Below are 25,759 nucleotides of genomic sequence, written 5' to 3'. Positions count from 1 at the left end.
AGACCGCAGGCGATGCCAGCGCGGCATCAGTTTCCTTAGCGTTCGGTGGGTGGTCACGAGGTCGCGGCGCCGTGCAACCGGGCGGCTTGTCGTCACGAGTTCAGATTGTCGCGCCGCGACTGTCACGGGGTCACCCCGAAGCGGCTCGGAACCGCTTGGTGAAATGCGTTGAGTCGCTGAACCCATGAGCGCGGGCGATCATGGCGTCACGGGCACGGTCGAGGCGGCGTCGGATGACGTGATCCATCAGCCGCCTTTCGGAACTGGGCCAGTCGGCGTACAGCTCCCGGGTCGACACGTTGTGGGCCGCGGCGATCGTCTCGGCCGACAGGCCGGCGTCGGTCAGCTGCTGTGTTGCTTCCCAGGACCCGCGGACACGTTCGCATGCACCTCAGCGATCCGGACTTGTCGCCGGTGTCGATCGCGCGGGCGCACGGCATCACCGTCCGAAAACTGTTCCAGCTCCTCGCCGATGCCGGCACGAGTCTCGAGCAGTGGATCATCACGAGTCGACTCGAGGGCGCGCATGATGACCTCGCGCCGAGACCGCTCATCAACCGGTCGCGGCAATCGCCCGGCGCTGGTGCATCACGAATCCGTCGCACTTCAGTAGACGATCCCGCGCGATGTACGTGATCAGTCCGCGGGCGTGGCGGGTTCTCGCGGCGTCGCGCACACGAGAGCGGATAGGAAACGGCTGACTGAACGAATTGCGACCGGTCTCGGAGAGCTGGCCTCGGAAAACGCGATGTGATGTCACCAGCCGCGTCGCCGGTCAGTCGATTGCACCTCCCGTGCCACCCTACGTTCGTGTCCATTAGCACCGTGCCTGCGGGGAGGTGATTCGATTTCATTCATGAGTCGCGGGTGTCGTCAGGGCGGCGTATCTGAGCAAGACTGCGCCAGAGGAGAAGGGTCGGCATTCCATCAGTTCCAGTCGGGTTGAAGGCTGGTGTGCGTCGAGGACGGGTTTGCCTTTGCAGAGCAAGATCGGGTTGACGATGAGGTGGAACTCATCGACCGCGTTCATCGCATTGAGTGTCGCGATCAAGCTGAGGCTGCCGTAGACGACCACATCGCCGTTGGCGCGATCCTTGATGCGCTGGATCTCGCTGGCGGTCACTTCTGTGACGTGCTGGGTCACCGGCCATGCGGCGATGTCACCGGAACGGGAGGCGACGAACTTGTCGAGCTGGTCGAGGCGACGGGCGTAACGCCGATTGCCGTCGTCGGCGTCGATCGTTCCGGCGGCGACAGCCGGCCAGTAGGAGGCGAAGTCGGCGTGCGTGATCCGGCCGAGCAGGAGCGCGCCGGCGTGCTCGACGAGGGCGAGTTCGTAGTTCATGAGGTCGGAATCGGCGAGTAGCCAGTCCATGGAGTCATCGAGGCCAGCGACATAACCGTCGAGAGTGGTCCACATGCTGATGATCAGTCTGCTCACGATCCTTGCTTCTTTCTCTGGGCCCGAAAAGTCATCGGAGCTGCGCGTCCCGCAGCCAGGGCTCTGCACGTCCTGGCGACGATGGGGGGCTCGTGGCCCCGATAGGCGGTATTTGTGAACTCCTCGCCCGGATAGCTCCGGTCGGGACGGTTGCGCTTTCCGTTCCGCGTATGCGACAGCGCCTCGGGACTACCCGGACAGCACAGCATTCAGCGCTTCGAACGCCGCGTGCCAGCCGGCCGTCGCGTACTCGTACTGCTCATCGGTGAGGTTTCCGCCGGTTTGGCTGAAGCGGAGCTCGGTGCCGGCGTCGACTGCGATGAGGTCCACGGTGAGAAGTTCACGTGCGTCGCCCGGCTCGTCGGTCATCGTCAGCACGAGTTTGCTCGGTCGCTGCACTTCGATGTACTCCCCGCGCCAATGGAACTCGGGCATTTCCGCGTCGGCGATCATGGTTGCGGTCCAGGTGCCTCCGGGTCGGGCGTCCAGCGTGACCGAGTCGACGGGGACCTCATTCGTGGCACCGCCGAAGAAGGCGGCGAAGAGTTGCGGCGTCGTCCACGCGTCGAAGACGGCGTCGGGGGAGGCGTCGACGGTGTGGGTGAGGGTTGCTCCGGTTGTGTCGATCATGGTGATCCTGCCTTGTCGTCGTCGATGTCTGCAGGCATCGGTGGCTCGGTGCGGACGGTCTCGTCCCACCCGGGCAGACTCCCGGCGCGGCGGGAACTCATCGGCGCTCGGACGACGGAAGCGCTGGATGGGTCCAGTCGGCGATCCGCATCAGGATGGAGCGTTTGCCGCCTAGACGCCTTTGTTCTCAGCGCGGTGTGGTCGACCGCATTGGCGGATCGGAAAGATGGTCCGGCCGGACGATCATCCGAGGCCACGGCGGTTGCCGCAGGACCGCCGCCGATCCCAGGGCAGCTGCGACGAGACCGGTGATCACCCCGATGAGAGCCACTACCGTGTCGGGCGCAGGTCGGCGCCGAGGGTGGCCGCTGACCAGCGGATTCGGCCCGGGTGTCACATTCTCGTCGCCGCCGGTGTCTCGAGGGCGAGCACTATCGAACACCACCACGGAAGGCGGGACCATGAACACCACCGACATCAACCAGATCGGCGACGACAAGGCTGACGGGGAGCGGACGCACGTTGTCGTACTGGGTGCGGGCTACGCCGGCGCGATGGCGGCCAACCGGCTCCGGCGTGATCGTGCGGTCGACGTCACGGTCGTGAACCCACAGCCGTTCTTCGTACAGCGCATACGGCTCCACCAGTTCGTTTCGGGGACCGGTGATCCGCAGATCGCATTCGACGATGTGCTGGCCGACGACATCCGCGTTCTCGCCGACACCGCCACGCGCATCGACGCCGACGCACGGCGAGTCCATCTGGCGTCGGGCGCGCACCTCGATTACGACTACCTCATCTACGCGATCGGCACCCGCCACCGCACCCCCGAGATCCCAGGGGCCGCGGACCATGCGCTGTTCATCGCCGATTGGGAGAGTGCACAACGCATGCGCGAACGCGTCGAGGATCTGGCGGCGCACGAGACGGTCACCGTCATCGGCGGGGGACTCACCGGGATCGAGGTTGCGGCAGAACTCGCCGAGAGCGGACACAGCGTCCGGTTGGTGGGCGGCGGTGAGTTCGCGGCTTCGGTGAGCGCCCGGGCTCGACGCGCCACGGAGACGCAGCTGAATCGACTGGGTGTCGATGTCATGGACCAGGGACGTGTGGTCGAGCTCGGGGAGCGGACCGTCACCGTCGACATCGACGGTCAACGAATCGTGCTACCCAGCGCGGCAACGGTTCTCGCGACCGGCTTCGAGGCGCCGGAACTCGCGGCCGCCAGCGGCCTGGAGACCGACGAGATCGGCCGCCTGCGCGCCGACGCCGCCCTGGCCAGCATCGACGACGACCGGATCATCGGCGCCGGTGACGCGGTGGCTGTTGATGGCATGACGCTGCGGATGAGCTGTCAGGCCGCTGAACCACTGGGCGCCCAGGCCGCCGACGCGGTCCTCGCGAAGATCGCCGGTGAGCAGCCGAGCCCTGTCGACCAGGGCTTCGTCGCGCAGTGTGCCAGCATCGGCCGACATGCGGCCACCCTGCAGTTCACGCGCCGCGACGATTCGCCGACGCCGGCGGTGGTGACCGGTCGTCTCGCAGCCTGGACGAAGGAGTTGGTGTGCCGAGAAACCGTGGCCAACATCCGGCGTGAGGCCGCGCGGCCCGGTAAGTTCAGCTGGTTCGGTGCAGCGAAGAGCGCGACCGCCGAGCGTGAACCGGTCGGACGATGACGAACGGCCCGTCGACGAACGGAGTAGCCATGACAGGCGGTCAACTCGACCGTCGCGCAGCACGATTCGCAGAACTGCGGCCGTTGCTGTTCACCGTCGCCTATGAGATCGTCGGTTCCGCCGCCGACGCGGATGATGTCCTGCAGGAGAGCTACCTGAGGTGGGCGGAGGTCGACGACGTCGAAGTCGCCGACCCGAAGGCCTACCTCGCGAAGATCGTCACACGCCAGGCACTCAACACCCTGCGGTCGCGCTCGCGGCGTCGTGAGGAGTACGTCGGCCCGTGGCTCCCCGAGCCGATCCTGCTCGACGACCGCGACCTCGCCGACGACGTCGTACTCGCCGAGTCGGTGTCCACGGCGATGTTGGTGGTGCTGGAATCGCTGAGTCCGGACGAGCGTGCAGTGTTCGTGTTGCGCGAGGTGTTCGGGTTCTCCTACGCCGAGATCGGATCGATGGTCTCGAAGTCGGCGGCCGCGGTGCGCCAGATCGCGCACCGCGCCCGGTCGCATGTCGAGTCGCGGCGGCCCCGGTTCGAGCCGGTCGACGCCCAACGCGCCGGAGCGGTTGTCGAGGAGTTTCTCGCCGCCGCGCAGTCAGGTGAGGTCGAATCGCTCATGGCGCTGCTGTCGCCCGACGTCGTGTTCACCGCCGACAGTGACGGCAAGGCCACGGCGGTGAAACGGCCCATTCAGGGTTCGCTGCCGGTGGCGCGCCTGCTCACCGGATTCGCGCGACTCGGGACGACGATCGACGACTATCGTGCGGAGGTGGCCGTGCTCAATCACGAGCCCGGCATGCTCGTGTACTTCGACGGAAAACTGCAGGGCGTGTTCACGTTCCACATTGTCGACGGCGTGATCGACCAGATCTACGCGATGCGCAATCCCGACAAGCTCGCCGGGGTCGAGGAACCGCGAACGATCGCACGGTGACGTTCACCCGGCACGTTTCTATGCGGGAACAAGGCGATGAGGGCCGCGCCGGGCCTTGTTCTGCGACGATGGTCCGATGTTGCACAACTTGTCGACTCCCGCATCGCTCAGGTCGGTGCTGCGAGTTCGCACTGGTTTTCGGCATGGCATGCCGACGACAGAGTTGCGGATGAATCTGGCTCCTGACGCAGTGTGGGCGACGATCACCGATGTGAACGCCTGGCCGTCATGGGGACCCACGGTTTTCGGGGCGCAGGTAGACGGTGACGTCGAGTTGGCCTCTGGGACACGCGGAACGATCACGACTGTCGCGGGGGTACCCGTGCCGTTCGAGATCACCGAGTTCGTCGACGGACGATTGTGGGCGTGGAAGGTGGCGGGTGTGAACGCGACGCGGCACGAGGTGATCCCGGTGGCGGGTGGCTGCATTCTCAGCTTCGGTGCGCCGGTCTGGGCGGTACCGTATCTGCCGGTACTGGCCATCGCGTTGCCGCGGATCGAACGGATCGCGTCTGGTCTCGGAAGCTGACCTCGAAAGGCGCTGCTGCGTCAGAGATGTGATGACACCGGCCCCGCCGCGCCAGTCGATTGCCGCTGCCGGCGGCCTCAGGGCATCGCGCTGAACGAAGATACCGACAACGACGCCGACGATGGTCAAGAGCACGACCAGGGCTACCCCCGGAATCACGTACCCTATCCCGTCGGGGCAGACCCACACCTGCTGCCCATCGATCGTGGTCGAGGAACAGCCCAGGTGCAGCACGGACTCGGACAGATAGATCAGCGGCCACGCCAGAGCGACCGCTGTCGGTACCGCGACCGCAACACTGACCAGGAGGATTCCGATCAGTGTCGACAGTGAGCGCAGAAGCCGCGAGTCCGTCATCGCCTCACTGTACGAGCGACCGTCGCCCAATATCAGTGCCCCGGACCGACGCCATCATGAGAGCAGTCCACTGGGTGTCACGGCCACCCACCGGCCATCGCTGGGTGGTAGGTCTTTCCACCCGCGGGAGTGGGCACGGTCGCAGATGATGCGTTCGCATCGCGGGCGGTCGGCGGGGGAGGCGTGCCATCGTTCGACGGCGGCGGCGATCGTGGGAAGCACGGTCACGTGTGGACCCATCGTTGGGTGGCGGGACTCCGCAGCGTATATGTCGCTCCAGAAATGACCCCCGACGACTGGGTGGACAAAACCGTCACCGATTCGGGCCGACATCATCTTGCTGTAGGCGCGCGTGCCCGCAGCATGAACTCCGTCGTCGTGGTCGCCGCCGAGGGCGAACATCAACTCTTCACCGAGCTGCTGCTGATGAACGGTTGTCATCGAATGCCCGTCGATGACCGGTTCGCCGGGTGCTCGGCGGCGAAATCTGGACATGATGTCGGCGACCGTGGCGGCGATCTCCGGGGGGATCAGCGGCGGGACAGAGTTCGCCGGCTCGTCACTGGTGAGAGCGAGGTACCGGAGGCTCTCTCCGACGAACGTGTCCCACGTTCCCTCCACGATTGAGTACTGGGTGGCGGAATAGATGAATTGGTCGAATACGTCACGGGCAAACGGGACGCTCCGGCGTAGCAGGTCGACCTGGGCGAGAGGTACAGCACGGTGCAAGCGGGATTCGAGGAGACGGTCCTCGTGGTACAGACTCACTTCGATCCCCATGCACTCGGCAAACCGACGGTCGACGCCGTCGGGCATGAGGTCACCTGTGACCAGTAGAACACGGAAACCACCGGATGTGATCGGTCAGCCTTCACGTCTTCAGAGCTTGACGGCAGTTTCCGGCCAACCGGCCACGTATCACTCTGCACGACAGACGTTCTCGTGGTGAGAGCTGTTGGTGTAGAGGTGGTAGTCGCAGCTCGGGGTGTACATCCGAGGCCCACCCGGTGGGGGAGACACGACACGCTGAATGGCCGGCCCAGATCGCGAGGTAGCAGTCGTCGGAACTGCGCGTCACCACAGCCAGGGCTCTGTACGTCCGGGTGACGACGGCGTGGTCGCCGCCGACGTAGAGAGGGTGAACGCCGTCGCACGGCTCAATTCGCGCAGCGCGTGTTACCGTACTGAAACACTCGTTTCAGTGAGATTACTCGGAGGTCGCGATGACCCAGGGAACAGCAGCGGCGTGGTCGACCCCGCCGTCCGGTGGTGTCGTGCTCCGTCCGTTCGGCAAGCCAGGCGACCTCGGGTGGGTCGTACAGACCAACGGCGAGGTGTACGCGCGCGAGTTCGGTTGGGACATAACGATCGAGACGCTGGTCGCCGACATCGTTGCCGCCTTTGCCCGCAACCACGACGAAGACACCGAGGCCGGCTGGGTCGCCGAACTCGACGGCGCGCGGGTCGGCTCGGTGTTCTGCACTCGTGGACAGGATGAGCGCACCGCCAAGCTGCGAGTGCTCTTGGTCGATCCGAAGGCGCGAGGGCACTCGCTGGGTCGACGTCTGGTCGGGACCAGCGTCGATTTCGCGAGGCGAGCGGGCTATGAGCGGATGGAACTCTGGACGGTCGACTCCCTGACTTCAGCTCGTCGCGTCTACATTGACGCCGGATTCGCGCTGGACACCGAGTGGTCGAGCCGCCTGTTCGGAAAAGATCTGGTCGAACAGACCTGGTCACAAACTCTGTGAGCGCGCCACGGCCTGAGCTGGCGACAGGCTCTGCCCGTCGAGTCCAGCTCCTCGACGCCGCATACGCCTACATCGTCGACAACGGGGCAGCCTCCCTGTCGCTACGACCGTTGGCGACCGCGATCGGGTCGAGTCCGCGTGTGCTGCTGTACTTGTTCGGCAGCAAGGATGGACTCATCCAGGCACTGCTGCAGCACGCTCGCGCCGACCAGATGGAATCGATGGCGGGGCGCGTAGTCCTCGCAAAACAGCCTGCTGCACGGGATATCTTCGCCGTTGCACGAGCGGTGTGGGAATGGCTGTCCACGCCTTCGCAACGACCGGTACTGGCATTGTGGGTCGAGGCTTACGGTCGAGCGCTCACCGACCCCGACGGCCCGTGGAGCCTGTTCGCGCAGGGGACTGTCGACGACTGGCTGACGATGCTCGCCGAGGCGCAACCGACAGGCGTCCGGCAAACGTCGAAGGCCGAAAGTGAACGGACGGCTGTTCTCGCCGTCCTCCGTGGCGGTCTCCTCGACCTGCTGGCAACCGGCGACGTCCGACGAACCACAACCGCTGTCCACATGGCTCTGGACTCTCTGGCTGGACGAGTCGTGCCCGAGGGCCCGCAGTAGTGGGTGATCGGCGCGGGTTAATACAGCAGATGAGTATGCAATCATCTACTTGACATAATATCTATTATCGGCATTCGAAAACAGCTGGGGGAGAACACCTATCATGGTTATGTGACATAAGGTAATTCCAGCTTTCACGCGCCGTCGGTGGCGGCGCCCCCCGATACAGCGGGGCCTGCGCCGTCACGCCCACGGCGATGACGAGCACAGCTCCTGCCGCGGAGAGCCAGGCGCGCGCAGCGAGCAACAGCAGCAGACCGACGACGCCGACGATGATCAGCACCGGCGTGAACGCCGCCAGCCGGGACGCGAGATTGCTGACCAGGCCAGAATAGTGGGCAGCAATCCCGGCAGTAGCGGCGAGGACCGCACCCCACCCGAGCGCTCGTAGCAGTCCACGCATGCGGCCGATCATGCCAGGACCGCCGTCACGCTCTCTGGCGGGTGATCGTCGAGTGCAGGCTGTCGGCGACAGGGGCTGTCAGCCTAGCCCCCAGTCGTTTCGATCTATGGTGACCGTTACGAGCCGGACGCTTCGTTGCCGACGCAGTTGCCCAGGCGGGAACTGGCGAACGCATGGACGCCGACCCGTAGTCGGCCACAACGTACCCGCTGGTCAACCAAACGCACCATCGGAGCTTCGCAGAGCCCGAAGGATCGATCCTGGGGCCAACGGGGAGAAACTAACCGGGATAGTAGTAACCTGTCTGTGGCTCGTTCGATATCGAACTGTTTCCATCCGGACTGACGCTTGGACTGAAGGACTCCCCTTGGCACGGCATCGCAAAGCTGATCCCAGCCCGCCCTCCGCTGGTATCTCTGCGTTCCGGCGCGACGCATCAGCGAGCCTCACCCCTGGACTCGCACGGCCCGAGCATGCACACGTCGTGCATGCGGCCGGGCGACACCGAATGCCTCTCCAACCCGAGGTGCCGGCCGGGTTCACTCGGCCCATCATCTCGGGCGCCCCGGTGCCCTCCTACTCGCCGCATGCTCGATCGACGACGGCGCCCGGGGCGGCGCCGCCATACCCACCTCGCAGTGGCCGTCCATACACCGCGCGCTCGCGCACCGCCCTACCCCGCCAAGCCGGGCGTGCCCATCGATCTTTCGGGCCGCCTCGCTCGCAGCGCCCGCTCGACCTCGGCAGGCATTCATCGGCAGCACCTACCGCACCGTGGGAGCGGGCGTTGTGTGTCGTTGAACCTCAGTCCAGCGAGCAAGCTCAGTCAGGCTTCTTCGAGGTTCTTGACGGCGAAGAGGTCTCGGACACCTCCACTCGGTCGGCGGCCGCTGCCGGGTTGAGTGGATCACTCATGGCCGCGGTGGTTCTATGCGCTGCCGGCGGGACCGCGGCCACCGCGCTCGCCGATCAACACAACCCAACGATCACTCCCCTGACCCAGACTGGCGTGCCCGTCGACGTCCAGTCCGCAGCAGCCCCACGATCTGTAACCGTCGGATCGGTGGACGCACAGCGAAACCGCACGTCGGCAGGGGCATCGTCACGCGATGAGCTGACCTCGGTTATGCGAGAACTGGCACAGCCAGATCGCGCGCGGCCCTCTGAACCCCCGGTGCCACAACGGCCACGGTCGGCGGCACCGACCTACGGCACCGTGACCTCGAGTTACGGAGCGCGCTGGAGTACCACGCACTATGGCCTCGATATCGCCAACACGATTGGCACACCGGTGGTCTCGACCAGCGACGGGCAGGTTATCGAATCCGGTCCGGCTGATGGGTTCGGGCTGTGGATACGAGTGCTGCAAGACGACGGCACGATCGGCGTGTATGGGCACATCAACGAGACACTGGTGAGCGTCGGGCAGCGAGTCCAGGCCGGCGAGCAAATCGCAACGGTAGGAAACCGCGGCTACTCCACCGGCCCACACCTGCACTACGAGGTCTGGCAGCAAGATGGACCCAAACTCGATCCTGCACAGTGGCTGAGAACCCGGGGCGTCTACGTCGTCGGATGACCCGCCGTATCGGCGCGGGAGGTATGAGGACGAGTTGGTCCCGCTCAGGTGTCGCGAGCTCTCGAGACGAGACTAGGTCGGGCCAAATCCGCGCGGGCCAGTGATCGGTTCGACGGCCACACAGTTGACGCCTAGCCCGATCGATTGAGAGGAACGGTGCGGGTCGGTGGTCATCGAGGGTGAACTGCGCTGGTTTCACCGATCCGGCAGACCGCACTGCATGTTCGGCAGGACAGTCGGGCCTGGCTGATCATGTTTGCTGGCCTGATGCCAACTCATGTCGCGTCCGGTCTGGCGAGTCCCTTCTTGGTTGCTCGGCGGGAGTCCATTGCTTCGGCCCGGTAATTGATACGAGTTCGTAGGGGTTTGAGGGCGATCATCGAGACTGGACTACTGAGAATCACGGCGAGCACGACGGTTACGAAGAACGGGACGTCCACGTCAATTAGGTAGGCGACCAGCAGAATTAGTCCAGTTAGCGCAGCAGCGAGTGCTAGGCGCGCGATGTTGTACAGCAGCGCGATGGCGATGAGGGATCTGGCCGAAGAGGCCGGCGTGGTGGCGGCGCCGTGAGAAGTGTTTCTGCGCATGGTCTATGGGCCTCCGTGTGGCGTGAATGCGATCGGGATGGATTGTGACGTGACAGTTGGTTCGGTGCCGCGTCCTGCAGGGGGGGCGGTTCAATGAGATGAGATCTGTACGGATGTGAGATCTCATGGCTGATGTGCGCGCCGTGGTCGGCGGTTTGTCGGCCCTGGCTGGGTCAGCCATCGCCGCGCCTGCTGGTCGAAGTCTTCGCCCCACCCGGCCTGATCGGTGCGGGCCAGACCTGCGATTGTTACTGCGGTGCGTTGGCCGTCGACTCCGACGGGCACTAGCCGCACCCAGATTCGGCGACGCCGGATAAATAGAGACACAAGTAACCCAGACAGCATCACGGTCGCCGACAACAGAACCCAGTTCTGTGCCGGCCCGTGTGATACCTGCATGGACACGAAGCGTTCATACCCATCAAAGCGCACCACGGTGCCATCGGCGATGGTGTGAGTCTGTCCCGGGCTGAGATTGACCTGTGCCCGCTGCTGGAGCCGACCCTGCTCGATGAGCGCTCGGTTCAAGGAGTACGCATTCTGCGGGCGACCGGTATCCAGTCCGGTGTCGCCTTGGTAGATCCTGATCGCCACATACGGATCATTCGGCACGGGAAACGATGAGGTGAGCAGGGTTCCTTGGAATGCTGCGGTGGGCGCGAATAGGCCCTCGATCGCGATCTGTCGATTGCGACGTTCGTCTGGGTCGGGGTAGAGGCCGGCTGGGGTATCGAAACGGGCCGCGCCGGAGGACAGCATCGTCTGCAAGTTGTCGGGAATGAACAGTACTGTCTGAGTGCGTTGCTCACCGTTGGGGAACGTCACAGTGAACGTCGGTGCGAAGCCGTTGCCGAGGACATAGACGCGGTCGCCTGCTACTCGCAGCGGTTCGTTCACTCGGACGCGTGCGGTGCTCCACGTATCGGGATCGGACTGTCGCACGTCCCCGGTGTAGGTGACGTCGGCTTCGTACATGTCGGGCTGACCGCTCGGCAGGAACCGGGCATCGAAGCCCTCGACGCGGACACAGAATGGTGAGAGATCGGTGCCATCGACGAGGCTGCCTGCGCGGAATGAGTCATAAACCGCGGTCGAGGTGTTGCACAACCCTTGTGTGCCATCGGCGACGAGACTGCGGGTGCCTTCGTAGCCGTAAAGTTTGTCGGCCGCGATCGATATCAGCAAGGCGAGTAGGGCGAAGTGGAACACGAGGTTGCCCCACTCGCGGAGGTAACCCTTTTCCGCGGAGATCTCTACGGCTGCGGTGGGTCGGTGCGTAGTCGCTGGTCGTGTGGTGGTGGCTCGGCGCCAGCCCCGGAGGTTGGCGTTGATGAGGGCAACAACCTCTTCGGGTGTTCCTTCTACGGTGTCCTCGAGGTGCCGCGGCAGGCGGGTGAGGTTGCGCGGCGCGGGAACTGGACGGGCTCGGACCGCGCGCAGATGCTCGAGGATTCGGGGAGTGAGGCATCCCACAAGTGACACGAACAGCAGGACGTAGATCGCGGTGAACCACGAGCTGGCGAAGACGTCGAAGAGCTGCAGTCTGTCCATCCACGTGCCGAGGGCGCCGCGGTCGACAATGTACTGGGTTGTTTTCTGTTCGTTGAGTGGGCGCTGCGGCAGCAGAGCGCCCGGGATTGCCGCCGCGGCCAACAGGAACAGCAGCATGAGTGCTGTTTTCATCGACGTCAGCGAGCGCCACAATCTGGGTAGGGGGCTAAGCCGGCGGCGTGGTCGTCGCGGCGTCGGCGCTTCGATGGTGTCGGTGTGCATCATCGTCGTCGTATGGGTAACGCCGCACCCGGGAGGTCGTCATCCCTCGCGAGAGAACAGAGTGCGCGGTCGGCGACGTGATCCTGAGCTGTCTGCCAGTCGACTCCCAGCACCATCGGCCGCCGGGACTTCCTCGCCCGCATCGCCATCCGGGTCCCACCTGCTCTTCCTGCCCACATTGAAATACTACGTAGCGTAGTATTTCGGCACGCAGATGACAAGCAGTGATGCGCCCCGCTGCGGCGCACTCGCACTTACAGGCCGTCGAAGACCTCGCCCCACCAACCAAGCTCCCCAAGTCTCGTCATGTGCCGACCCATGAACTACGGTGTATCGAATAGTTTTATTCGGTAGACCGAACTTTGTGATTGAGGGGCGGCAATGCGAGAGGTCATGGCTTCGGCTCGTCCGCGGCTCGCGCGAGCTCGGTCTGGGTCCCTACTGCTTGGTCCGGCCTTCGTCGCAGCCATCGCCTATGTTGATCCCGGCAATGTCGCGTCCAATATCAGCGCCGGCGCCCAGTTCGGCTACCTCCTCGTGTGGGTGATCGTGGTTGCGAACGTGATGGCGGGGTTGGTGCAGTTCCTTTCTGCCAAGCTCGGGGTGGTCACGGGCAGGTCATTGCCGGAGACGGTGCGTCTGCGCGCGTCGCGGACCGCCAGGCTCTCCTACTGGGTGCAGGCTGAGATTGTCGCTATGGCAACCGATCTCGCCGAAGTGGTCGGCGGAGCTATCGCGCTGAATCTGCTCTTCGACCTGCCGTTGCTCATCGGTGGCGTCATCACAGGTTCGGTGTCGATGGTCTTGCTTCTTGTCCAAGACCGCAGAGGGCAGCAACCGTTCGAGCGGGTGATCATTGGCTTGCTGGCTGTCATTGCCATCGGTTTTCTGACAAGCACCGTGGTGGCACCACCTCCCCCCGGGGCTGTCGTGGGGGGCCTCTTGCCGCGGTTCGATGGCACGGAAAGCGTGCTGATCGCGGCCGCCATGTTGGGTGCGACGGTGATGCCTCACGCGGTGTATCTGCATTCAGGTCTGGTGCGGGATCGACACGGCCATCAACCGGAGGGGCCGATCCGGTCGCGGCTGTTGCGTGTGACGAAGATCGATGTCGGTCTGGCGATGCTGCTGGCGGGCGCGGTCAACCTGTCCATGCTGCTGGTGGCAGCAACCACTTTGCGTGGCCGTGAAGGGGTCGATTCGATCGACGGAGCGCATGCGGCGGTCGCCGACACCTTGGGGCAAGTGGTGGCGTTGCTGTTCGCGCTGGGGCTTCTTGCCTCGGGGCTGGCATCAACCTCGGTCGGGGCGTACGCCGGCGCGATGATCATGGACGGGCTGTTGCAGCGCAGGATCCCGCTCATACTCCGACGCCTGATCACCCTGATACCTGCCATCACAGTGTTGGCCATCGGAATCGATCCCAGCCGAGCTCTGATTGTCTCGCAGGTCGTTCTGTCCTTCGGCATCCCCTTCGCACTGGTTCCGTTAGTGCGTTTCACCAGCGACAGGATGCTGATGGGCGAGGATGTGAACAATCGACTCACCACGTCGCTGGCCTGGCTGACTGCAGCGGTCATCATCGTGCTCAACGTCGCCTTGATCTACCTGACAGTCACCGGTTAAGCGAGTCCGCGCGACGGTTCGATCCCCTAGGCGTCGCGCGGAGCTGACCATTCTTGCCGCAACACATCTAGCACGATCAGGACGACGCCGATGGTGATGAATGTGTCCGCGAGGTTGAACGTGGGGAACCAGCCGGTATGGAAGTAGTCGGTGACGACGCCGTCGGCGGCGCGGTCGATCAGGTTGGTGAGTGCGCCGCCGAGGACTGCAGCAAATCCGATCCGGCCGGCGACCCCCGCGTCGGGTGCGACGTGCACTGCGTAGCCGGCCAGTGCGAGGGTGATTAACCCGGCCACGGCGAGTATGGCCCAGCTGGGCAGCTGATCACCGAGGCTGAATGCAACACCGGGGTTGAACGCTAACCGCAATTGGAGCACTCCCAGATCGGCCGTACTGCCCTCGGTGAGTCGGCTGACAACGAAGGAGTTGACTGCCAGCCCGACGGAGGTCACCACGACAACCAGGACCAAGAGAACGCCTCGGGGGTGGAGTGTTTTCGTCACTGCCGGCGTCGCGTCGGTCACGTAAATGCTCCAGCCGGGGTAGAACTCGCTGACGCTGCGGCGGCGTCGCCGGCATAGTTCGGGCACAGCGCTACCGCGCTACCAGTGGCCGCCAGCAGGGTCTCCGCCGAGGCCAGCAGATCCATCAACTCGGGCCGAGTGAGGCGGTAGAACACCTGCCTACCCTGTGGGCGTCCCTCAACGAGCCCGCAGTCGCGCAGACATGCCACATGCGCCGACACTGTCGACTGCGCCAAACCCAACTCCCCTACCAGGTCGGCGACCCTGACCTCCCCGCCGGCAAGACGACGCACAATCGACAAACGGGTGCTATCGGACAGGCTGTGAAACAACGCCACCGCCGCGTCCACATTCGTTCCGGCTCTCGACGTGGGACACCCATCCATGCTATTGATCGTCACCAGACGATAATAAGCGGTCTCCGCCGATGAATGAGGGAGGGTGGTCAACAATGTTGATGAACCGCGTGGAGACTGTTCTGGTGAACTCGCCGCCCCGGCGGTGGCTGCAGCGCTACGAGGCGCGTGTATTGACCGCGTTGGGCGGACGGACCCCGGGAGCGCACGTTGCTGAGCTGGGGTGCGGGTCGGGTTACGGCACCCGGCTGATCCTCGACGAGTTCGGCGCCGCGCGCGTCGACGCGGTAGACCTCGATCCGGCGATGATTTCTCGCGCTCGCCACCGCCTGCGCCGACACACCGGCAGGGCACACCTCGCCCGAGGTAGCGCAACGGACCTGCGTTCAGCATTTCACGACGTCGGCGGAGGGCAGAACGGTACTTATGACGCAGTCTTCGACTTCGCGATCATTCACCACATCCCGAACTGGCGGGAAGCCTTGGACGAGGTGGCCCGCGTACTCAAACCGGGTGGGCGGTTCTTCTTTGACGAGGTCACCGCGACCGCCCTTGCTCGGCCGACCTACCAAGTGCTGTTTGACCATCCGAGCGAGGATCGGTTCACCGCCGGTGAATTCCTGCACGAGTTGTCCCACCACGGTCTCGACGTCGGCGAGCGGTGGCAAACACGCATCGGCGGGGATTACCTGTTGGGTGTCGCCACACGGCAATAGTGAGGTCGACGTGGTGGCTCGGCGGTGGCCCACCACGAAGACGTTTCGAACCTTCTCTCACGCGGTGCAGCGGGTAAAGGAGCGCACAGCCTTCAACTACTATCGTGGTTAGTAAAGCTAGTCCAGCGCCGAGTGGGAGGGTTCGACAATCGATGGGCCGCGTAAGAGGGACTCGAGCTACCGAAGAGCCACGTGATCGCCGATCGACTCACGGTGGGCAGCCGCAGTGCTCGGGCTCTCGTGAATGCCGCGGGTCGGTCCGGTCCGGTATCCCGCGACTGCTGATGCTCGCAACGCTGACGGCGGTGGTGATGGTGTTGACCTCGTGCAGCTCGACCGGAGGTGCCGTCTACAGCAACGAGATTCGGGCCGTTGACAGCTTCGCCGACATCACACACCCTTCCATCGCTGTGGCCACTGAAGGTGGCGGGCGACTTGCGCCCAACGCGGTTGTCGAACCTGGGCTTCCTATTGTTGTCACGGCCAGTCGCGGCGCGTTGACTAACGTCCGTATTCCCACAGCCAGCGGCCGTCCCTTGGCGGGCTCCCTGAGCGAGGACGGCTCAACGTGGACAAGCACCCAGCCCCTGGGGTATTCGAAGCGATACGTGGTTCAAGCCGAGGCCGTGGGCGTGGGCGGTCGATCGGTCGTCTCGCAGCGTTTCACCACGACCTCACCGGAATCGTTGACCAGCGCGGCCATTCTCGGCGAGAAAACCGTCGGGATCGCCCACACGATCGGCGTGCGGTTCGCCGATCCCATCCCTGACCGAAAGAAGGCACAGGCGGCGATCACCGTGTCGTCTGACCCCCAGATGCAGGGTGCGTTCTATTGGATCAGCGACTCTGAGGTCCGGTGGAGGCCCGAACGCTTCTGGACACCGGGCACCAAAGTCAGTGTCGCCGTCAACATTTACGGAGTCGATCTCGGCGACGGGCTCTACGGCGACGAGAACTTGTCCTACGACTTCACGATTGGCCGAGCTCAGGAAATCGTTGCCGACGACAACACCAAAACGATCGTCGTCAAACGAGACGGCAAGGTCATCCGCACGATGCCGACCTCGTTCGGCAAAGACAGCACTCCGACGCCCCGCGGCATCTACATGATCGGAGATCGCGTCGAGCACATCATCATGGACTCGTCCACCTACGGAGTGCCTGTCGAGTCCGCAGCGGGATACCGCACACCCGTTCAATGGGCGGTGCAAATGTCCTACAGCGGCATTTACATGCACGGCGCACCGTGGTCGATGTCGGCGCAAGGCAACAGCAACGTCAGCAACGGTTGCCCAAACCTGAGTCCCGCAGACGCGGAATGGCTCGTGAAGAACACCCTGCGCGGTGACCCCGTCACGGTCAAGAACACCAACGCCGACACGCTCTCGGGAGTCGATGGACTCGGCGACTGGAACATCCCGTGGTCACAGTGGAAGAAGGGCAACACCGACACCTAGGCGCCCCCCGCCGGGCTGGAGCTTGTCGACGCCAACTCGCCATATCGATGGGTGTTGAGGTATTCGCGCCGGCGCGCCTACAATGGGCCATATCAATGAACGTAAGGATGTTGATATGACTCAGGAGTCGGTGGACACATGCGACCTGCTGTGCCTCGATCTGCCGCACGCAGAAACTATCCGGACTGCGCTACCCGAGGTGACCGCGGTCGACCGTGCCGCCGCCGGAGCTCGCGCACTCGGTGATCCCACCCGGCTACGTGTAGCGACGGCGTTGCTGTCGGGCGAGGAATTATGCGTCTGCGACCTCGCGTGGGTGGTAGGCCTGGCGCAGAACCTTGTCTCGCACCATCTGCGCTTACTCAAGGGCGCCGGCCTGGTGACCGGGCGCCGGCACGGACGGTTGGTGATGTACGCGTTGACCCCCTCCGGCCACGCTCTCGTGACAGCCGTTCTAGCGATTGCATGTGTCTCCGTACCAGCCACGACGACGTCATCGGCGGCGGCCACAGTGCAGGGGCGAGCTCATGGCTGACGCATGCTGCGGACCATCAGATCCCGCCGACCTCGACGCCGAGGTCGATCAGGGCCCGGTTCGGTTGTGGCAGGTGCGCGAGCTGCGTTTCGCCGCCGCCGCAGCAGTGTTCCTCGCGCTCGGCTGGATCATCGGAGGCTCTCTGTCAGAGACCGCGGGCATCGTCGTGGAACTGGTCGCGGTCGTCGTCGCTGCCTCAACGTTCGTGCCGTCGACGCTGAGGTCGCTGCGCCACGGGCGCATCGGTGTCGGAACGCTGATGACGATCGCCGCGATCGGGGCTGTGGCGCTGGGCCAAATACCCGAGGCTGCGCTGCTGGGAATCTTGTTCTCGGTCGCTGAAGGACTCGAGCATTACGCGGTCACCAAGACCCGGCGCGGGCTGCGGGCACTGCTCGCGCTGGTTCCACCGACCGCGTCGGTGATTCGTGAGGGTCGCGAGATCACCGTGTCCCCTGATGAGTTGATCATCGGCGATGTGCTGGTGGTGCGTCCCGGTGAGCGCGCGTCGACCGACGGGACGATCACCGCGGGCACTACCAGCGTGGATATGTCGGCGATCACCGGCGAATCTGTTCCGGTGGAGGCGGGTCCGGGCGACTTGCTCTACGCCGGCGCCATCAACGGTGGCGGTGCGATCGAAGTCCGCGTGACCGCCCGCGCCGCGGATAGTTCCCTGGCCCGCATCGTTCACATCGTCGAGCAAGCGCAGGAACGCAAAGGCGCCGGCCAACGTCTCGCCGACCGCATCGCCCGCCCCCTGGTCCCCGCCATCATGGTGCTCGCGGCGCTCGTGGCAGGTATCGGTGCGCTGCTCGGTGATCCCCTGCTGTGGCTCGAACGCGGCCTGGTAGTCCTCGTTGCCGCGTCCCCGTGTGCGTTAGCGATCGCGGTGCCGCTGACGGTGGTCGCCGCGATCGGCGCCGCCAGCCGCCATGGCGCACTGGTCAAAGGCGGTGCTGCACTAGAGGAGTTGGGACGGGTCCGCGTCGTCGCACTGGACAAGACCGGCACCTTGACCCGCGGCACTCCGGAGGTCATCGCCGTGGTGAGCACACCCGAGATCACCCGCGAAGACGCGTTGTCCTATGCCGCCGCGCTCGAGGCACGCAGCGAGCACCCGCTGGCGAGCGCCATTCTCGCGGCCGCACCTGCCCTGGACTCACCTGCCGAGGACGTCACCGCGATCGCCGGTCACGGACTCACCGGCCAGATACGCGGACAGCAACTGCGCCTGGGCAAACCCGGGTGGCTCGATCCTGGCGCGCTCGCCGGCGAGGTCACCCGGTTGCAGAGCGACGGTGCCACCGTCGTGCTGATCGAACGCGATGGCACCGTCGTCGCCGCCATCGCCGTCCGCGATGAGCTTCGCCCCGAGGCCGCTGAAACGGTCGCTCAGCTGACGGCGCTGGGTGTCAACTCGGTCATGCTGACCGGGGACAACGATCGCACCGCACACGCCTTGGCCACGGCGGCCGGAATCAGCACCGTCCATTCCGAACTGCTTCCCGAAGACAAAGCCGACTTGCTGCCCACGCTGGCGCGCGGGCGGGCGATCGCCATGGTCGGCGACGGCGTCAACGACGCCCCAGCGTTGGCCACCGCCGATGTCGGAATCGCAATGGGAGCGATGGGTACCGACGTCGCCATCGAAACCGCCGATGTGGCGTTGATGGGCGAAGATCTCCGCCATCTCCCCCACGTGCTGTCCCACGCTCGGCGCGCACGCCGAATCATGGTGCAGAACATAGGATTCTCTCTGGCCATCATCGGTGTGCTGATTCCGCTGGCCGCCACGGGCGTCCTCGGCCTGGCCACGGTGGTCTTCGTCCACGAACTCGCAGAAGTGCTGGTGATCGCCAACGCGATTCGCGCTGCCCGGACGAAAGCACTGCCAGGCACCGGTGCCATGCCCCGGGTAACCCGCGGCAAGCTCAACATCTCGGTGGCGCCCTACAACGACACAGGCGACGCCTGCTGCGCCCCGGTATCCGCCACCACCACCGATCAGCCACGGCCGGTGCCCGAGGTGCCCCTGCTGCCGACTCCACGATTACGCGGCGCGGCGACCAGCACGAGTTGTGCTGCCACTACAGAACCAGGGTGCAGCTGCTGTTCGAGCCCGTCGGATGACGCCGATGACGCACCGAGTAGCTCACCAACGCCCCATCGCGAACGCCACTGAAGCAACCACGCCGCGTCAGGTGCGTTGGCGTGATCTCCACGTGCGTACAACCAGTGCCGCCAGGACCGCGGCAGCACAGATCCCTTCTCCTGCTGCTCCGATCCGCGTCGCCAGAGTCGTCGTTGTCCCCAGCGGCACCCGCGCGATGAGGACATCAGGGGTGAACAGCGCTGTGCGTTGTGCAACGGTCCCATCAGGCTCGATGATCGCGCTCACCCCACTGGTTGCTGCGATGACCACCGCCCTACCGTGCTCGACTGCCCGCACCCGCGACATCGCGAGTTGCTGGTAGGTCATCTCGGTGCGCCCGAACGTCGCGTTGTTGGTCGGTACGGCGATCAGTTGCGCGCCGGCGCGCACCGAGTCGGTCACCAGATCGTCGAACGCGACTTCGTAGCAGGTCGCCACCGCCACCGGTACACCTGCAAGATCGACGACACCATTGCCCGTGCCAGGAACGAAGTTGCCGGCCCGGCTGGCGTAGGACGACAGCTGTGTCATCAGTTCCCGCAGCGGCAAGTACTCCCCGAACGGCACCAGCTGACGTTTGTCGTGCTCCTGACCAGGACCGGTAACCGGATCCCACACCACCAACGTGTTGCGGGACGTGCCGTTGCTCCCGGCGATCACCGCTCCCACCAGGATCGGCACCCCGATCGCCCGCGCGGCACGATCAATCTGCGCCGCAGCATCGCGGTTACCGAACGGGTCGATGTCGGATGAGTTCTCCGGCCACACCACCACATCGGGACGCACGACCCGCCCAGAGCGGACCTGCTCTGCCAGGTCGAGGGTGCGTTGGACATGATTGTCGAGCACTGCGCGCCGCTGAGCATTGAAATCCAACCCCAGCCGCGGCACATTGCCCTGCACCACTGCCACCGTCACCGACCGCTCCCCCGCGTCATCGCCTCCCCCCGCGGGCGTCATCGTCCACACCAGCAGTCCAATCACGGCAACCGTGGCCGCAGGCCCGGCCAACGTTTGAGGCTGCCGGCGGACCACCGCCCCCGCCGCCGCGGCCAGGGCCGCGCCGAGCAGCACCACAACGAACGACAACCCCGGCGCGCCGGCCAGCGCCGCCAACGGCAGGAGCAACCCGTCGGGTTGACCGAATGCGATTCGGCCCCAAGGGAAACCGCCAAACGGTATCCGGGAACGAACAGCTTCGACTGCCACCCAGGCGCCTGCCAACCACACCGGCGCGCCGCGCCATCTGCCCAGTGCCGCTGCCAACACCCCGAAGACCCCGAACGCCACCGCCTGGACTGCTGCCAAGACCAGCCACGGCACCGCACCCACATAGATGCCGACCCACGGCAGCAAAGGCACGAAAAACCCCAGCCCAGCCAGATAGCCATAGCCGGATGCCGCCCACAACGACCGCCCCCGCAGCGTCACCACCAGAACCGCGATAGCCAACGGGGCCAGGAACCACAGCTGACGCGGAGGGAAACTCACATACAGCATGCCGCCGGCGCCGACCGCAGCAGCGCTGCGCAACACCGGATGAAGCATCGGTGGAAACGACGCACCGGCCCGCCGAGCACCCGAAGAACTCACCACCGCGCACCGCACCCCTCACCGAAGTTTGTCGAGCGCACCGATCCGCCCGCGGGCGCCCGGCCGGGGCCGCGCGCCTGTAAACTACTAGCTAACGTAGTAGTAGTTTGACGGGAGTGAACATCGTGGCAGGTCAAGCGCTGAAGGTTCGACTCGAGTCGAGGGTGCCCCGGTGAGCCGCAACGTCAAGATCTCACTCGCCGTGGTGATCGTGTTCTGCCTGGCGCTGACAGTGGTGTTCGTGGTGTCCCGGGCCGGCGACAGCGAACAGGCCGACGCCCAGGCGAGCATGACGGTACGGGATGATTCCCCACGTCTATCGACTCCGACCGAGTCCAAGGCAACATTCGTGGAATTCCTGGACTTCGAATGTGAAGGGTGCGGGGCGGCATACCCGGCGGTGGAGCAGCTTCGCCAAACATACGGCGATCAGGTCACGTTCGTGGTCCGCTACTTCCCGCTCCCCGGGCATTTCAACGCTGACCGCGCGGCACGGGCCGTTGCCGCCGCGGCCGAGCAAGGCCAGTTCGAACCGATGTACCGCAAGATGTTCGACACCCAACGCAGCTGGGGTGAGCAGCGGGTACCGCTGGACGATCTGTTCTTCTCCTATGCCCAGGAGCTCGGTCTGGACATGGATCGATTTGCCGCCGACTACAACTCGCAGGCCACCCGCGAACTCATCGACCGCGATGTCGCTGACGGCAAAGCGCTAGGTGTCACCGGCACACCCACCTTCTTCATCAACGACGAACTCATCAAACCCGAGAGCTATGACGATCTGAGCTCGGCGCTCGAATCCGCACTACGCCAGTGACCGTCCCACCACCACCCCGCCAGGCCTCGCCATCCTCGCCCACGGCGGCAGCTACACGATTCCCAGTGTCTCCGCGACTGCTCGCGTGGATCCTTGCGGTCTGCGGAAGTATCGGGCTCATCGCTGCGTTCACGCTGACGGTTGAAAAGTTCGAACTGGCAACCGATCCGGCGTACACACCGACCTGCAGTATCAACCCGATCGTCAATTGCGGATCGGTGATGGACACCCCCCAGGCGGTCGTCTTCGGGTTTCCCAACTCACTGATCGGAATTGCCGGCTTCTCCGCGCTGATTGCTGTCGCGGTCCTGATGGGGAGCCGGCCGCCCACCTGGGTCATGATCGGGCTGCAGAGTGGGTTGACGGGTGCGGTGGTGTTCGTCCATTGGCTGATCTTCCAGAGCCTGTACCGAATCAACGCGCTCTGTCCGTACTGCATGGCCGTGTGGGTGGTTGTCGTGGTTGCCTTTTGGTATGTGAGCCTGCGCAATGCCGACCATTTCTGCCCACCCGGGACAGCGCGCCGAGCCCTCGATGCGATCCTCACGGTGCACACCGTGGTACCGCTGGTGTGGGTGCTGGCAGTGATCGCCCTGATCGCCCACCGTTTCTGGTGGTACTGGTCGACGCTGATGTGACACCTCCGGGGCAGCGCCCGGCCCGAGACGGCAGACTCGCGTAGCAGAGATCCGCACTCGCGCAGACCGCAGGTGTGGTGTGACGCCGATGTGATCCCTCACGGGTGATGGGTGGCTAACGCTTCCTCGTGGTGGCGCTGGGCGCTGGTCTCGAGCTGGAAGGTGGAATGCTCGAAGGAGATGGCGAAGTGGGTCGCCACGCAGGTCCGGATGTCATCCAACATGGTGGGGGCGTGGCCGTCCTGGAAGCAGTCGTCATCGACCACAATGTGAGCGCTGATGATCGGTAGGCCCGTGGCCACCGTCGATGCGTGAAGGTCGTGCACGTCGTGCACACGGTCCATCTCGAGGATGTGGGCCCTGACGTCGTCGAGATCGATCCCTTTCGGGGTGAATTCCATCAGCACCCGCGTCGTCTCGGCCATGAGTTTGAGGGCGCGGGGTGCGATGAGCGCGGCGATGAACAACCCGGCCAGCGCGTCAGCTTGTTGGAAACCGGTGGTAGCGATGACGATTGCGGCGACGATCACACCCAGCGATCCCAGTGCGTCGTTGAGGACCTCCAGAAACGCCGCTCGCATGTTGAAGTTGGCGCCGCGTCCCGAGGCGAGCACGAGCATGGCGACGATGTTCGCCACGAGTCCGATGACTCCGAAGAGCAGGAGTTCGGTCGAGGGCACCTCGGGTGGCGAGAACAGTCGTCGTACGCCTTCGACAGCAGCGTAGAGGCCCACAGCGAGCAGCAGCGAGGCCTGCCCCAGAGCGGCGATGACCTCGATGCGCCGCAGTCCCCAGGTGCGGGTTTTGTTGACCGGGCGGTGCATCACGGTTGCTGCGACGAGCGCGACCGCTAAACCGATCGCATCTGTCGCGGCGTGCGCGGTGTCGGTCAGTAGCGCCAGACTTCCCGTGATCACCGACCCGACAAGCTGGGCCACGACAATGATCCCCGTCAGAGCAAACGCGATCGCCAACCGGACACGCAGCGACGAGTCGCTGGATGCGGGGTCGGTTGGTCCGTGATTGTGTCCGGCTCCCATGCGTCGTACTCCCTCTCATCCACACCCAGATAGCTACGCTGTCCACATATATCAATACATGCGCATGTGACTATATGACAGACCGGGGCGGAACGGAACCGGCGGATCACGTCACGACTGAATCGGGATGTGCTGAGATGGCCCGACGTCGGCGGCGTGACGCCGGTGGTGTTGGGTCTCGTGACGGTGCGGTGACCGGAAGCCGGTGGTGTTGGGTCCGTCGAACCGGCGCCGCCACTACAGGCCTCAGATGGGTAGTCAGATGGGTAGTTGGGTATCGGTGATGAACGCGTCGCGGACCCACACGATGAATTGATCCCACAGGCCGGTGATCAAGGCGATACCTACCGCGATCATCATGGCGCCGCCGACGATCTGGATCATGCGGGCGTGGGTCCGCAACCAGCCGAGGCTGCGCAACGCCCATGCCGAGGAAAACGCAAGCACGACAAAAGGAATACCAAGGCCCGCGCAGTACGCCACGATCAGCGCGACGCCCTTGGCTGCGGTGGCACCTTCGGTGCCGCTGGCCGTCGCAATGACCGCCGCGAGCGTGGGCCCTAGGCATGGGGTCCACCCGAGTGCAAAGACCCCGCCGAGCAGCGGAGCGCCGGCGATGTTGGAGACGCGGCGGGGGGCGAACCGTCGTTCCTGTTGCAGTGCCGGCACCAGCCCGATGAACACCAGGCCCATGATGATGGTGACCACGCCGCCGATGCGTTGGAGGACTTCACGATTCACCACGAAAGTGGTGGTGACTCCGAGTACGGTGGCGGTCGCTGCCACGAAGACCACCGTGAAACCGAGGACGAACAGGCCTGCGGCGAGCGCCACGCGCGAACGACCCCGCTTGTTCGGCTCCCCCACCGACACCGCAGGCGCCTCGGCGCCGACCACGCCAGCCAGATACGACAGATACCCCGGAACGAGGGGGACCACGCACGGTGAGGCGAACGACACCAGCCCGGCGATCACACACGCAAGCAGCGCCAGCAGGAGCGGACCGCTGGCGACGAGGTCGGCAAACGTCTCGCCGACCGCAGCCTGCACTTCGACCGACTGCGGGGTCATTGGGGTTGTGCCACAGGCTCAGCGAGGACTCGCTGAACTGTTGACCCGAGTTCGTCGGCGGTAATGGCCTTGAGGAACACCGCGGCCGGACGGTGGTCGCGGTCGAGCACGATGGTGGTCGGCACCACCGACGTTGGGGTGGTCAGCGCAGCCAGGGTCAGACCGGCAAAGTCGTAGATCGAGGGAAAGGCGACCTTTCTGTCGATCATGAAGTCCTTCGCCGCTTGCCGGTTATCGCGCAGATTGATACCGAGGAACTCGACTCCCGAGGCCTTGTTCTGGGCGTAGACATGCTCGAGGTCGTCGGCTTCTCCCCGGCAGGGTCCACACCACGAACCCCAGACGTTGATGACGACGACTTTGCCTGCGAAGTCGTCGAGTCCGATGGTCTGGTCGGTCACCACGTCAGGGCCGGAGACGTCAGCGATCCGCTGACGGCTCGAGGGCGGATCGTAGGTGATGACCGTCTGCCCGCCGGGCGAGACGAACTGAAAGGTTCCCCCCTGCGCAACGGCGTCGTCGCCAGCGCTACCACAACCCGACGCTACCCACGGCACCACGCATATCAGCGCCAGGACCGCCGCCCGCACCGCGGATACCCTTCTCCCCTGCTGCACCAGCACTCCTCGACGTTGATCTACTACGCAGCGTGGTAGATCACCATTCGAATTGTCAACATGACCATAGTTTTTGTGACATCCACCGACCGGAACCCCACTTCTCGCGACGTGCATTTTGCGGCGTCACCTCGTGTAAGAGATGCGCTCACCTGCAATTACCCTGTGTTCAGGGCGAGTTTCCGGCTTGGCAGTCACTGCGCATCCGCAACTACATCACCTAGTAGTAGAGGCCCGCGATTGCGATGGGCACTCAATCAGATCGTGTTACTGCTGTGACCTGTGGGGCCTATGGTTCGAACGGAGGGCTGCCGATCGTGGCCTCATGTGCAC

Annotated in this window: 25 protein-coding genes and 1 pseudogene; 13 read left to right on the top strand and 13 right to left on the bottom strand. The window is 64.7% G+C overall.

The features are described 5' to 3' along the window. Positions 1-850 precede the first annotated feature (850 nt). The 3 genes and pseudogenes from M4D77_RS03965 to M4D77_RS23825 form a co-directional block, all read right to left on the bottom strand. Positions 851-1,441 carry a dihydrofolate reductase family protein gene (locus tag M4D77_RS03965; protein WP_065631663.1) on the bottom strand — a complete coding sequence of 197 codons (591 nt, stop codon included), beginning with the start codon at positions 1,439-1,441 and terminating at the stop codon, positions 851-853. 189 nt (positions 1,442-1,630) lie between these two features. Further along, positions 1,631-2,071, bottom strand: a complete 441-nt coding sequence (locus M4D77_RS03960) for an SRPBCC domain-containing protein (protein WP_068970444.1) — start codon at positions 2,069-2,071, stop codon at positions 1,631-1,633. Positions 2,072-2,258: 187 nt separating this feature from the next. Continuing rightward, positions 2,259-2,438 (bottom strand): annotated as a pseudogene (locus tag M4D77_RS23825) (hypothetical protein); the annotation flags it as partial. Positions 2,439-2,532: 94 nt separating this feature from the next. Between M4D77_RS23825 and M4D77_RS03955 the strand changes: the two are divergent. From M4D77_RS03955 to M4D77_RS03945, 3 genes are all read left to right on the top strand, one after another. Continuing rightward, positions 2,533-3,747, top strand: coding sequence for an NAD(P)/FAD-dependent oxidoreductase (locus tag M4D77_RS03955; RefSeq protein WP_065631664.1), 1,215 nt, complete (start codon positions 2,533-2,535; stop codon positions 3,745-3,747). Positions 3,748-3,776: 29 nt separating this feature from the next. Continuing rightward, the gene (locus M4D77_RS03950) at positions 3,777-4,682 is read left to right on the top strand and encodes an RNA polymerase sigma-70 factor (RefSeq protein WP_259935588.1); all 906 of its coding nucleotides are present in this window, start codon (positions 3,777-3,779) and stop codon (positions 4,680-4,682) included. Between the two features lie 148 nt (positions 4,683-4,830). Beyond that, positions 4,831-5,211, top strand: coding sequence for an SRPBCC family protein (locus M4D77_RS03945; RefSeq protein ID WP_065631666.1), 381 nt, complete (start codon positions 4,831-4,833; stop codon positions 5,209-5,211). Positions 5,212-5,622: 411 nt separating this feature from the next. Here M4D77_RS03945 and M4D77_RS03940 read toward each other — a convergent pair whose 3' ends face one another. Next, complete coding sequence (locus M4D77_RS03940) at positions 5,623-6,384, bottom strand: hypothetical protein (protein ID WP_259935587.1); 762 nt, start codon at positions 6,382-6,384, stop codon at positions 5,623-5,625. Between the two features lie 407 nt (positions 6,385-6,791). On the opposite strand from M4D77_RS03940, the gene M4D77_RS03935 reads away from it, so the two are divergent. Continuing rightward, on the top strand, positions 6,792-7,319 hold the full coding sequence (locus M4D77_RS03935; protein WP_259935586.1) for a GNAT family N-acetyltransferase: 528 nt from the start codon (positions 6,792-6,794) through the stop codon (positions 7,317-7,319). Continuing rightward, entirely contained in the window at positions 7,316-7,936 is a 621-nt protein-coding gene (locus M4D77_RS03930) for a TetR/AcrR family transcriptional regulator (protein ID WP_223258858.1), read from the top strand. The genes M4D77_RS03935 and M4D77_RS03930 overlap by 4 nt, the downstream gene beginning before the upstream one ends. A 64-nt stretch (positions 7,937-8,000) precedes the next feature. Here M4D77_RS03930 and M4D77_RS03925 read toward each other — a convergent pair whose 3' ends face one another. Then, positions 8,001-8,351 (bottom strand): hypothetical protein, encoded by a 351-nt coding sequence (locus tag M4D77_RS03925; RefSeq protein WP_259935585.1) that lies wholly within the window; start codon positions 8,349-8,351, stop codon positions 8,001-8,003. A 901-nt stretch (positions 8,352-9,252) separates the two neighbouring features. Here M4D77_RS03925 and M4D77_RS03920 point away from each other — a divergent pair. Further along, positions 9,253-9,918: a M23 family metallopeptidase gene (locus tag M4D77_RS03920; protein WP_099047831.1), complete on the top strand. Its 666-nt coding sequence runs from the start codon at positions 9,253-9,255 to the stop codon at positions 9,916-9,918. Between the two features lie 275 nt (positions 9,919-10,193). Here the strand turns inward: M4D77_RS03920 and M4D77_RS03915 are convergent, their stop codons facing one another. Both M4D77_RS03915 and M4D77_RS03910 read right to left on the bottom strand, forming a co-directional pair. Beyond that, positions 10,194-10,508, bottom strand: a complete 315-nt coding sequence (locus tag M4D77_RS03915; RefSeq protein WP_011161122.1) for a DUF4229 domain-containing protein — start codon at positions 10,506-10,508, stop codon at positions 10,194-10,196. 123 nt (positions 10,509-10,631) lie between these two features. Next, on the bottom strand, positions 10,632-12,284 hold the full coding sequence (locus tag M4D77_RS03910) for a cytochrome c biogenesis protein ResB (RefSeq protein ID WP_370659211.1): 1,653 nt from the start codon (positions 12,282-12,284) through the stop codon (positions 10,632-10,634). Positions 12,285-12,674: 390 nt separating this feature from the next. Here M4D77_RS03910 and M4D77_RS03905 point away from each other — a divergent pair, with 390 nt between their 5' ends. Then, complete coding sequence (locus M4D77_RS03905) at positions 12,675-13,907, top strand: Nramp family divalent metal transporter (protein ID WP_137809380.1); 1,233 nt, start codon at positions 12,675-12,677, stop codon at positions 13,905-13,907. Between the two features lie 26 nt (positions 13,908-13,933). On the opposite strand, the gene lspA is transcribed toward M4D77_RS03905, so the two are convergent. Both lspA and M4D77_RS03895 read right to left on the bottom strand, forming a co-directional pair. Continuing rightward, positions 13,934-14,359 (bottom strand): signal peptidase II, encoded by a 426-nt coding sequence (lspA, locus tag M4D77_RS03900; RefSeq protein ID WP_249356259.1) that lies wholly within the window; start codon positions 14,357-14,359, stop codon positions 13,934-13,936. Between the two features lie 68 nt (positions 14,360-14,427). After that, on the bottom strand, positions 14,428-14,817 hold the full coding sequence (locus M4D77_RS03895) for a winged helix-turn-helix domain-containing protein (protein ID WP_084811731.1): 390 nt from the start codon (positions 14,815-14,817) through the stop codon (positions 14,428-14,430). Between the two features lie 95 nt (positions 14,818-14,912). Between M4D77_RS03895 and M4D77_RS03890 the strand changes: the two genes are divergently transcribed. The 4 genes from M4D77_RS03890 to M4D77_RS03875 all read left to right on the top strand — a co-directional run bounded on the left by M4D77_RS03890 (position 14,913) and on the right by M4D77_RS03875 (position 19,680). Further along, a complete protein-coding gene (locus M4D77_RS03890) occupies positions 14,913-15,503 on the top strand; it encodes a class I SAM-dependent methyltransferase (RefSeq protein WP_311199297.1) in 591 nt (196 codons plus the stop codon). 284 nt (positions 15,504-15,787) lie between these two features. Beyond that, complete coding sequence (locus M4D77_RS03885; RefSeq protein ID WP_011161128.1) at positions 15,788-16,960, top strand: Ig-like domain-containing protein; 1,173 nt, start codon at positions 15,788-15,790, stop codon at positions 16,958-16,960. Positions 16,961-17,075: 115 nt separating this feature from the next. Continuing rightward, on the top strand, positions 17,076-17,495 hold the full coding sequence (locus tag M4D77_RS03880) for a helix-turn-helix transcriptional regulator (RefSeq protein WP_011161129.1): 420 nt from the start codon (positions 17,076-17,078) through the stop codon (positions 17,493-17,495). Continuing rightward, on the top strand, positions 17,488-19,680 hold the full coding sequence (locus M4D77_RS03875) for a cation-translocating P-type ATPase (RefSeq protein WP_259935584.1): 2,193 nt from the start codon (positions 17,488-17,490) through the stop codon (positions 19,678-19,680). Before M4D77_RS03880 ends, M4D77_RS03875 begins: the two co-directional genes overlap by 8 nt. 15 nt (positions 19,681-19,695) lie before the next feature. Here M4D77_RS03875 and lnt read toward each other — a convergent pair whose 3' ends face one another. Continuing rightward, entirely contained in the window at positions 19,696-21,198 is a 1,503-nt protein-coding gene (gene lnt / locus M4D77_RS03870; protein ID WP_011161131.1) for an apolipoprotein N-acyltransferase, read from the bottom strand. A 217-nt stretch (positions 21,199-21,415) separates the two neighbouring features. On the opposite strand from lnt, the gene M4D77_RS03865 reads away from it, so the two are divergent. Together M4D77_RS03865 and M4D77_RS03860 are read left to right on the top strand one after the other, a co-directional pair. Then, positions 21,416-22,060, top strand: coding sequence for a thioredoxin domain-containing protein (locus M4D77_RS03865; RefSeq protein WP_011161132.1), 645 nt, complete (start codon positions 21,416-21,418; stop codon positions 22,058-22,060). Between the two features lie 65 nt (positions 22,061-22,125). Beyond that, a complete protein-coding gene (locus M4D77_RS03860; RefSeq protein ID WP_011161133.1) occupies positions 22,126-22,698 on the top strand; it encodes a vitamin K epoxide reductase family protein in 573 nt (190 codons plus the stop codon). Positions 22,699-22,796: 98 nt separating this feature from the next. Here the strand turns inward: M4D77_RS03860 and M4D77_RS03855 are convergent, their stop codons facing one another. The 3 genes from M4D77_RS03855 to M4D77_RS03845 form a co-directional block, all read right to left on the bottom strand. Beyond that, positions 22,797-23,738, bottom strand: a complete 942-nt coding sequence (locus M4D77_RS03855) for a cation diffusion facilitator family transporter (RefSeq protein WP_011161134.1) — start codon at positions 23,736-23,738, stop codon at positions 22,797-22,799. Between the two features lie 258 nt (positions 23,739-23,996). Next, positions 23,997-24,809, bottom strand: coding sequence for a cytochrome c biogenesis CcdA family protein (locus M4D77_RS03850; RefSeq protein ID WP_011161135.1), 813 nt, complete (start codon positions 24,807-24,809; stop codon positions 23,997-23,999). Further along, positions 24,806-25,426, bottom strand: coding sequence for a TlpA disulfide reductase family protein (locus M4D77_RS03845; protein WP_082652992.1), 621 nt, complete (start codon positions 25,424-25,426; stop codon positions 24,806-24,808). Before M4D77_RS03845 ends, M4D77_RS03850 begins: the two co-directional genes overlap by 4 nt. Between the last annotated feature and the right edge of the window lie 333 nt (positions 25,427-25,759).

The organism is Gordonia sp. p3-SID1431 (assembly GCF_025143765.1).
Classification (GTDB): domain Bacteria; phylum Actinomycetota; class Actinomycetes; order Mycobacteriales; family Mycobacteriaceae; genus Gordonia; species Gordonia hongkongensis.
Note: the sequence above shows the minus strand (reverse complement) of the source record. Positions and strands in the feature narration are given on the sequence as shown.

Excerpts from the sequence above, each read along its gene's own strand:
- M4D77_RS03850 (WP_011161135.1), bottom strand. The coding sequence starts at position 24,809 with ATGACCCCGCAGTCGGTCGAAGTGCAGGCTGCGGTCGGCGAGACGTTT.
- M4D77_RS03855 (WP_011161134.1), bottom strand. The coding sequence starts at position 23,738 with ATGGGAGCCGGACACAATCACGGACCAACCGACCCCGCATCCAGCGAC.
- M4D77_RS03915 (WP_011161122.1), bottom strand. The coding sequence starts at position 10,508 with ATGCGCAGAAACACTTCTCACGGCGCCGCCACCACGCCGGCCTCTTCG.
- M4D77_RS03895 (WP_084811731.1), bottom strand. The coding sequence starts at position 14,817 with ATGGATGGGTGTCCCACGTCGAGAGCCGGAACGAATGTGGACGCGGCG.
- M4D77_RS03925 (WP_259935585.1), bottom strand. The coding sequence starts at position 8,351 with ATGATCGGCCGCATGCGTGGACTGCTACGAGCGCTCGGGTGGGGTGCG.
- M4D77_RS03950 (WP_259935588.1), top strand. The coding sequence starts at position 3,777 with ATGACAGGCGGTCAACTCGACCGTCGCGCAGCACGATTCGCAGAACTG.
- M4D77_RS03955 (WP_065631664.1), top strand. The coding sequence starts at position 2,533 with ATGAACACCACCGACATCAACCAGATCGGCGACGACAAGGCTGACGGG.
- M4D77_RS03935 (WP_259935586.1), top strand. The coding sequence starts at position 6,792 with ATGACCCAGGGAACAGCAGCGGCGTGGTCGACCCCGCCGTCCGGTGGT.
- M4D77_RS03940 (WP_259935587.1), bottom strand. The coding sequence starts at position 6,384 with ATGCCCGACGGCGTCGACCGTCGGTTTGCCGAGTGCATGGGGATCGAA.
- M4D77_RS03885 (WP_011161128.1), top strand. The coding sequence starts at position 15,788 with ATGCTCGCAACGCTGACGGCGGTGGTGATGGTGTTGACCTCGTGCAGC.
- M4D77_RS03960 (WP_068970444.1), bottom strand. The coding sequence starts at position 2,071 with ATGATCGACACAACCGGAGCAACCCTCACCCACACCGTCGACGCCTCC.
- M4D77_RS03880 (WP_011161129.1), top strand. The coding sequence starts at position 17,076 with ATGACTCAGGAGTCGGTGGACACATGCGACCTGCTGTGCCTCGATCTG.
- M4D77_RS03920 (WP_099047831.1), top strand. The coding sequence starts at position 9,253 with ATGGCCGCGGTGGTTCTATGCGCTGCCGGCGGGACCGCGGCCACCGCG.
- lnt (WP_011161131.1), bottom strand. The coding sequence starts at position 21,198 with ATGCTTCATCCGGTGTTGCGCAGCGCTGCTGCGGTCGGCGCCGGCGGC.
- M4D77_RS03905 (WP_137809380.1), top strand. The coding sequence starts at position 12,675 with ATGGCTTCGGCTCGTCCGCGGCTCGCGCGAGCTCGGTCTGGGTCCCTA.
- M4D77_RS03910 (WP_370659211.1), bottom strand. The coding sequence starts at position 12,284 with ATGATGCACACCGACACCATCGAAGCGCCGACGCCGCGACGACCACGC.
- M4D77_RS03945 (WP_065631666.1), top strand. The coding sequence starts at position 4,831 with ATGCCGACGACAGAGTTGCGGATGAATCTGGCTCCTGACGCAGTGTGG.
- M4D77_RS03875 (WP_259935584.1), top strand. The coding sequence starts at position 17,488 with ATGGCTGACGCATGCTGCGGACCATCAGATCCCGCCGACCTCGACGCC.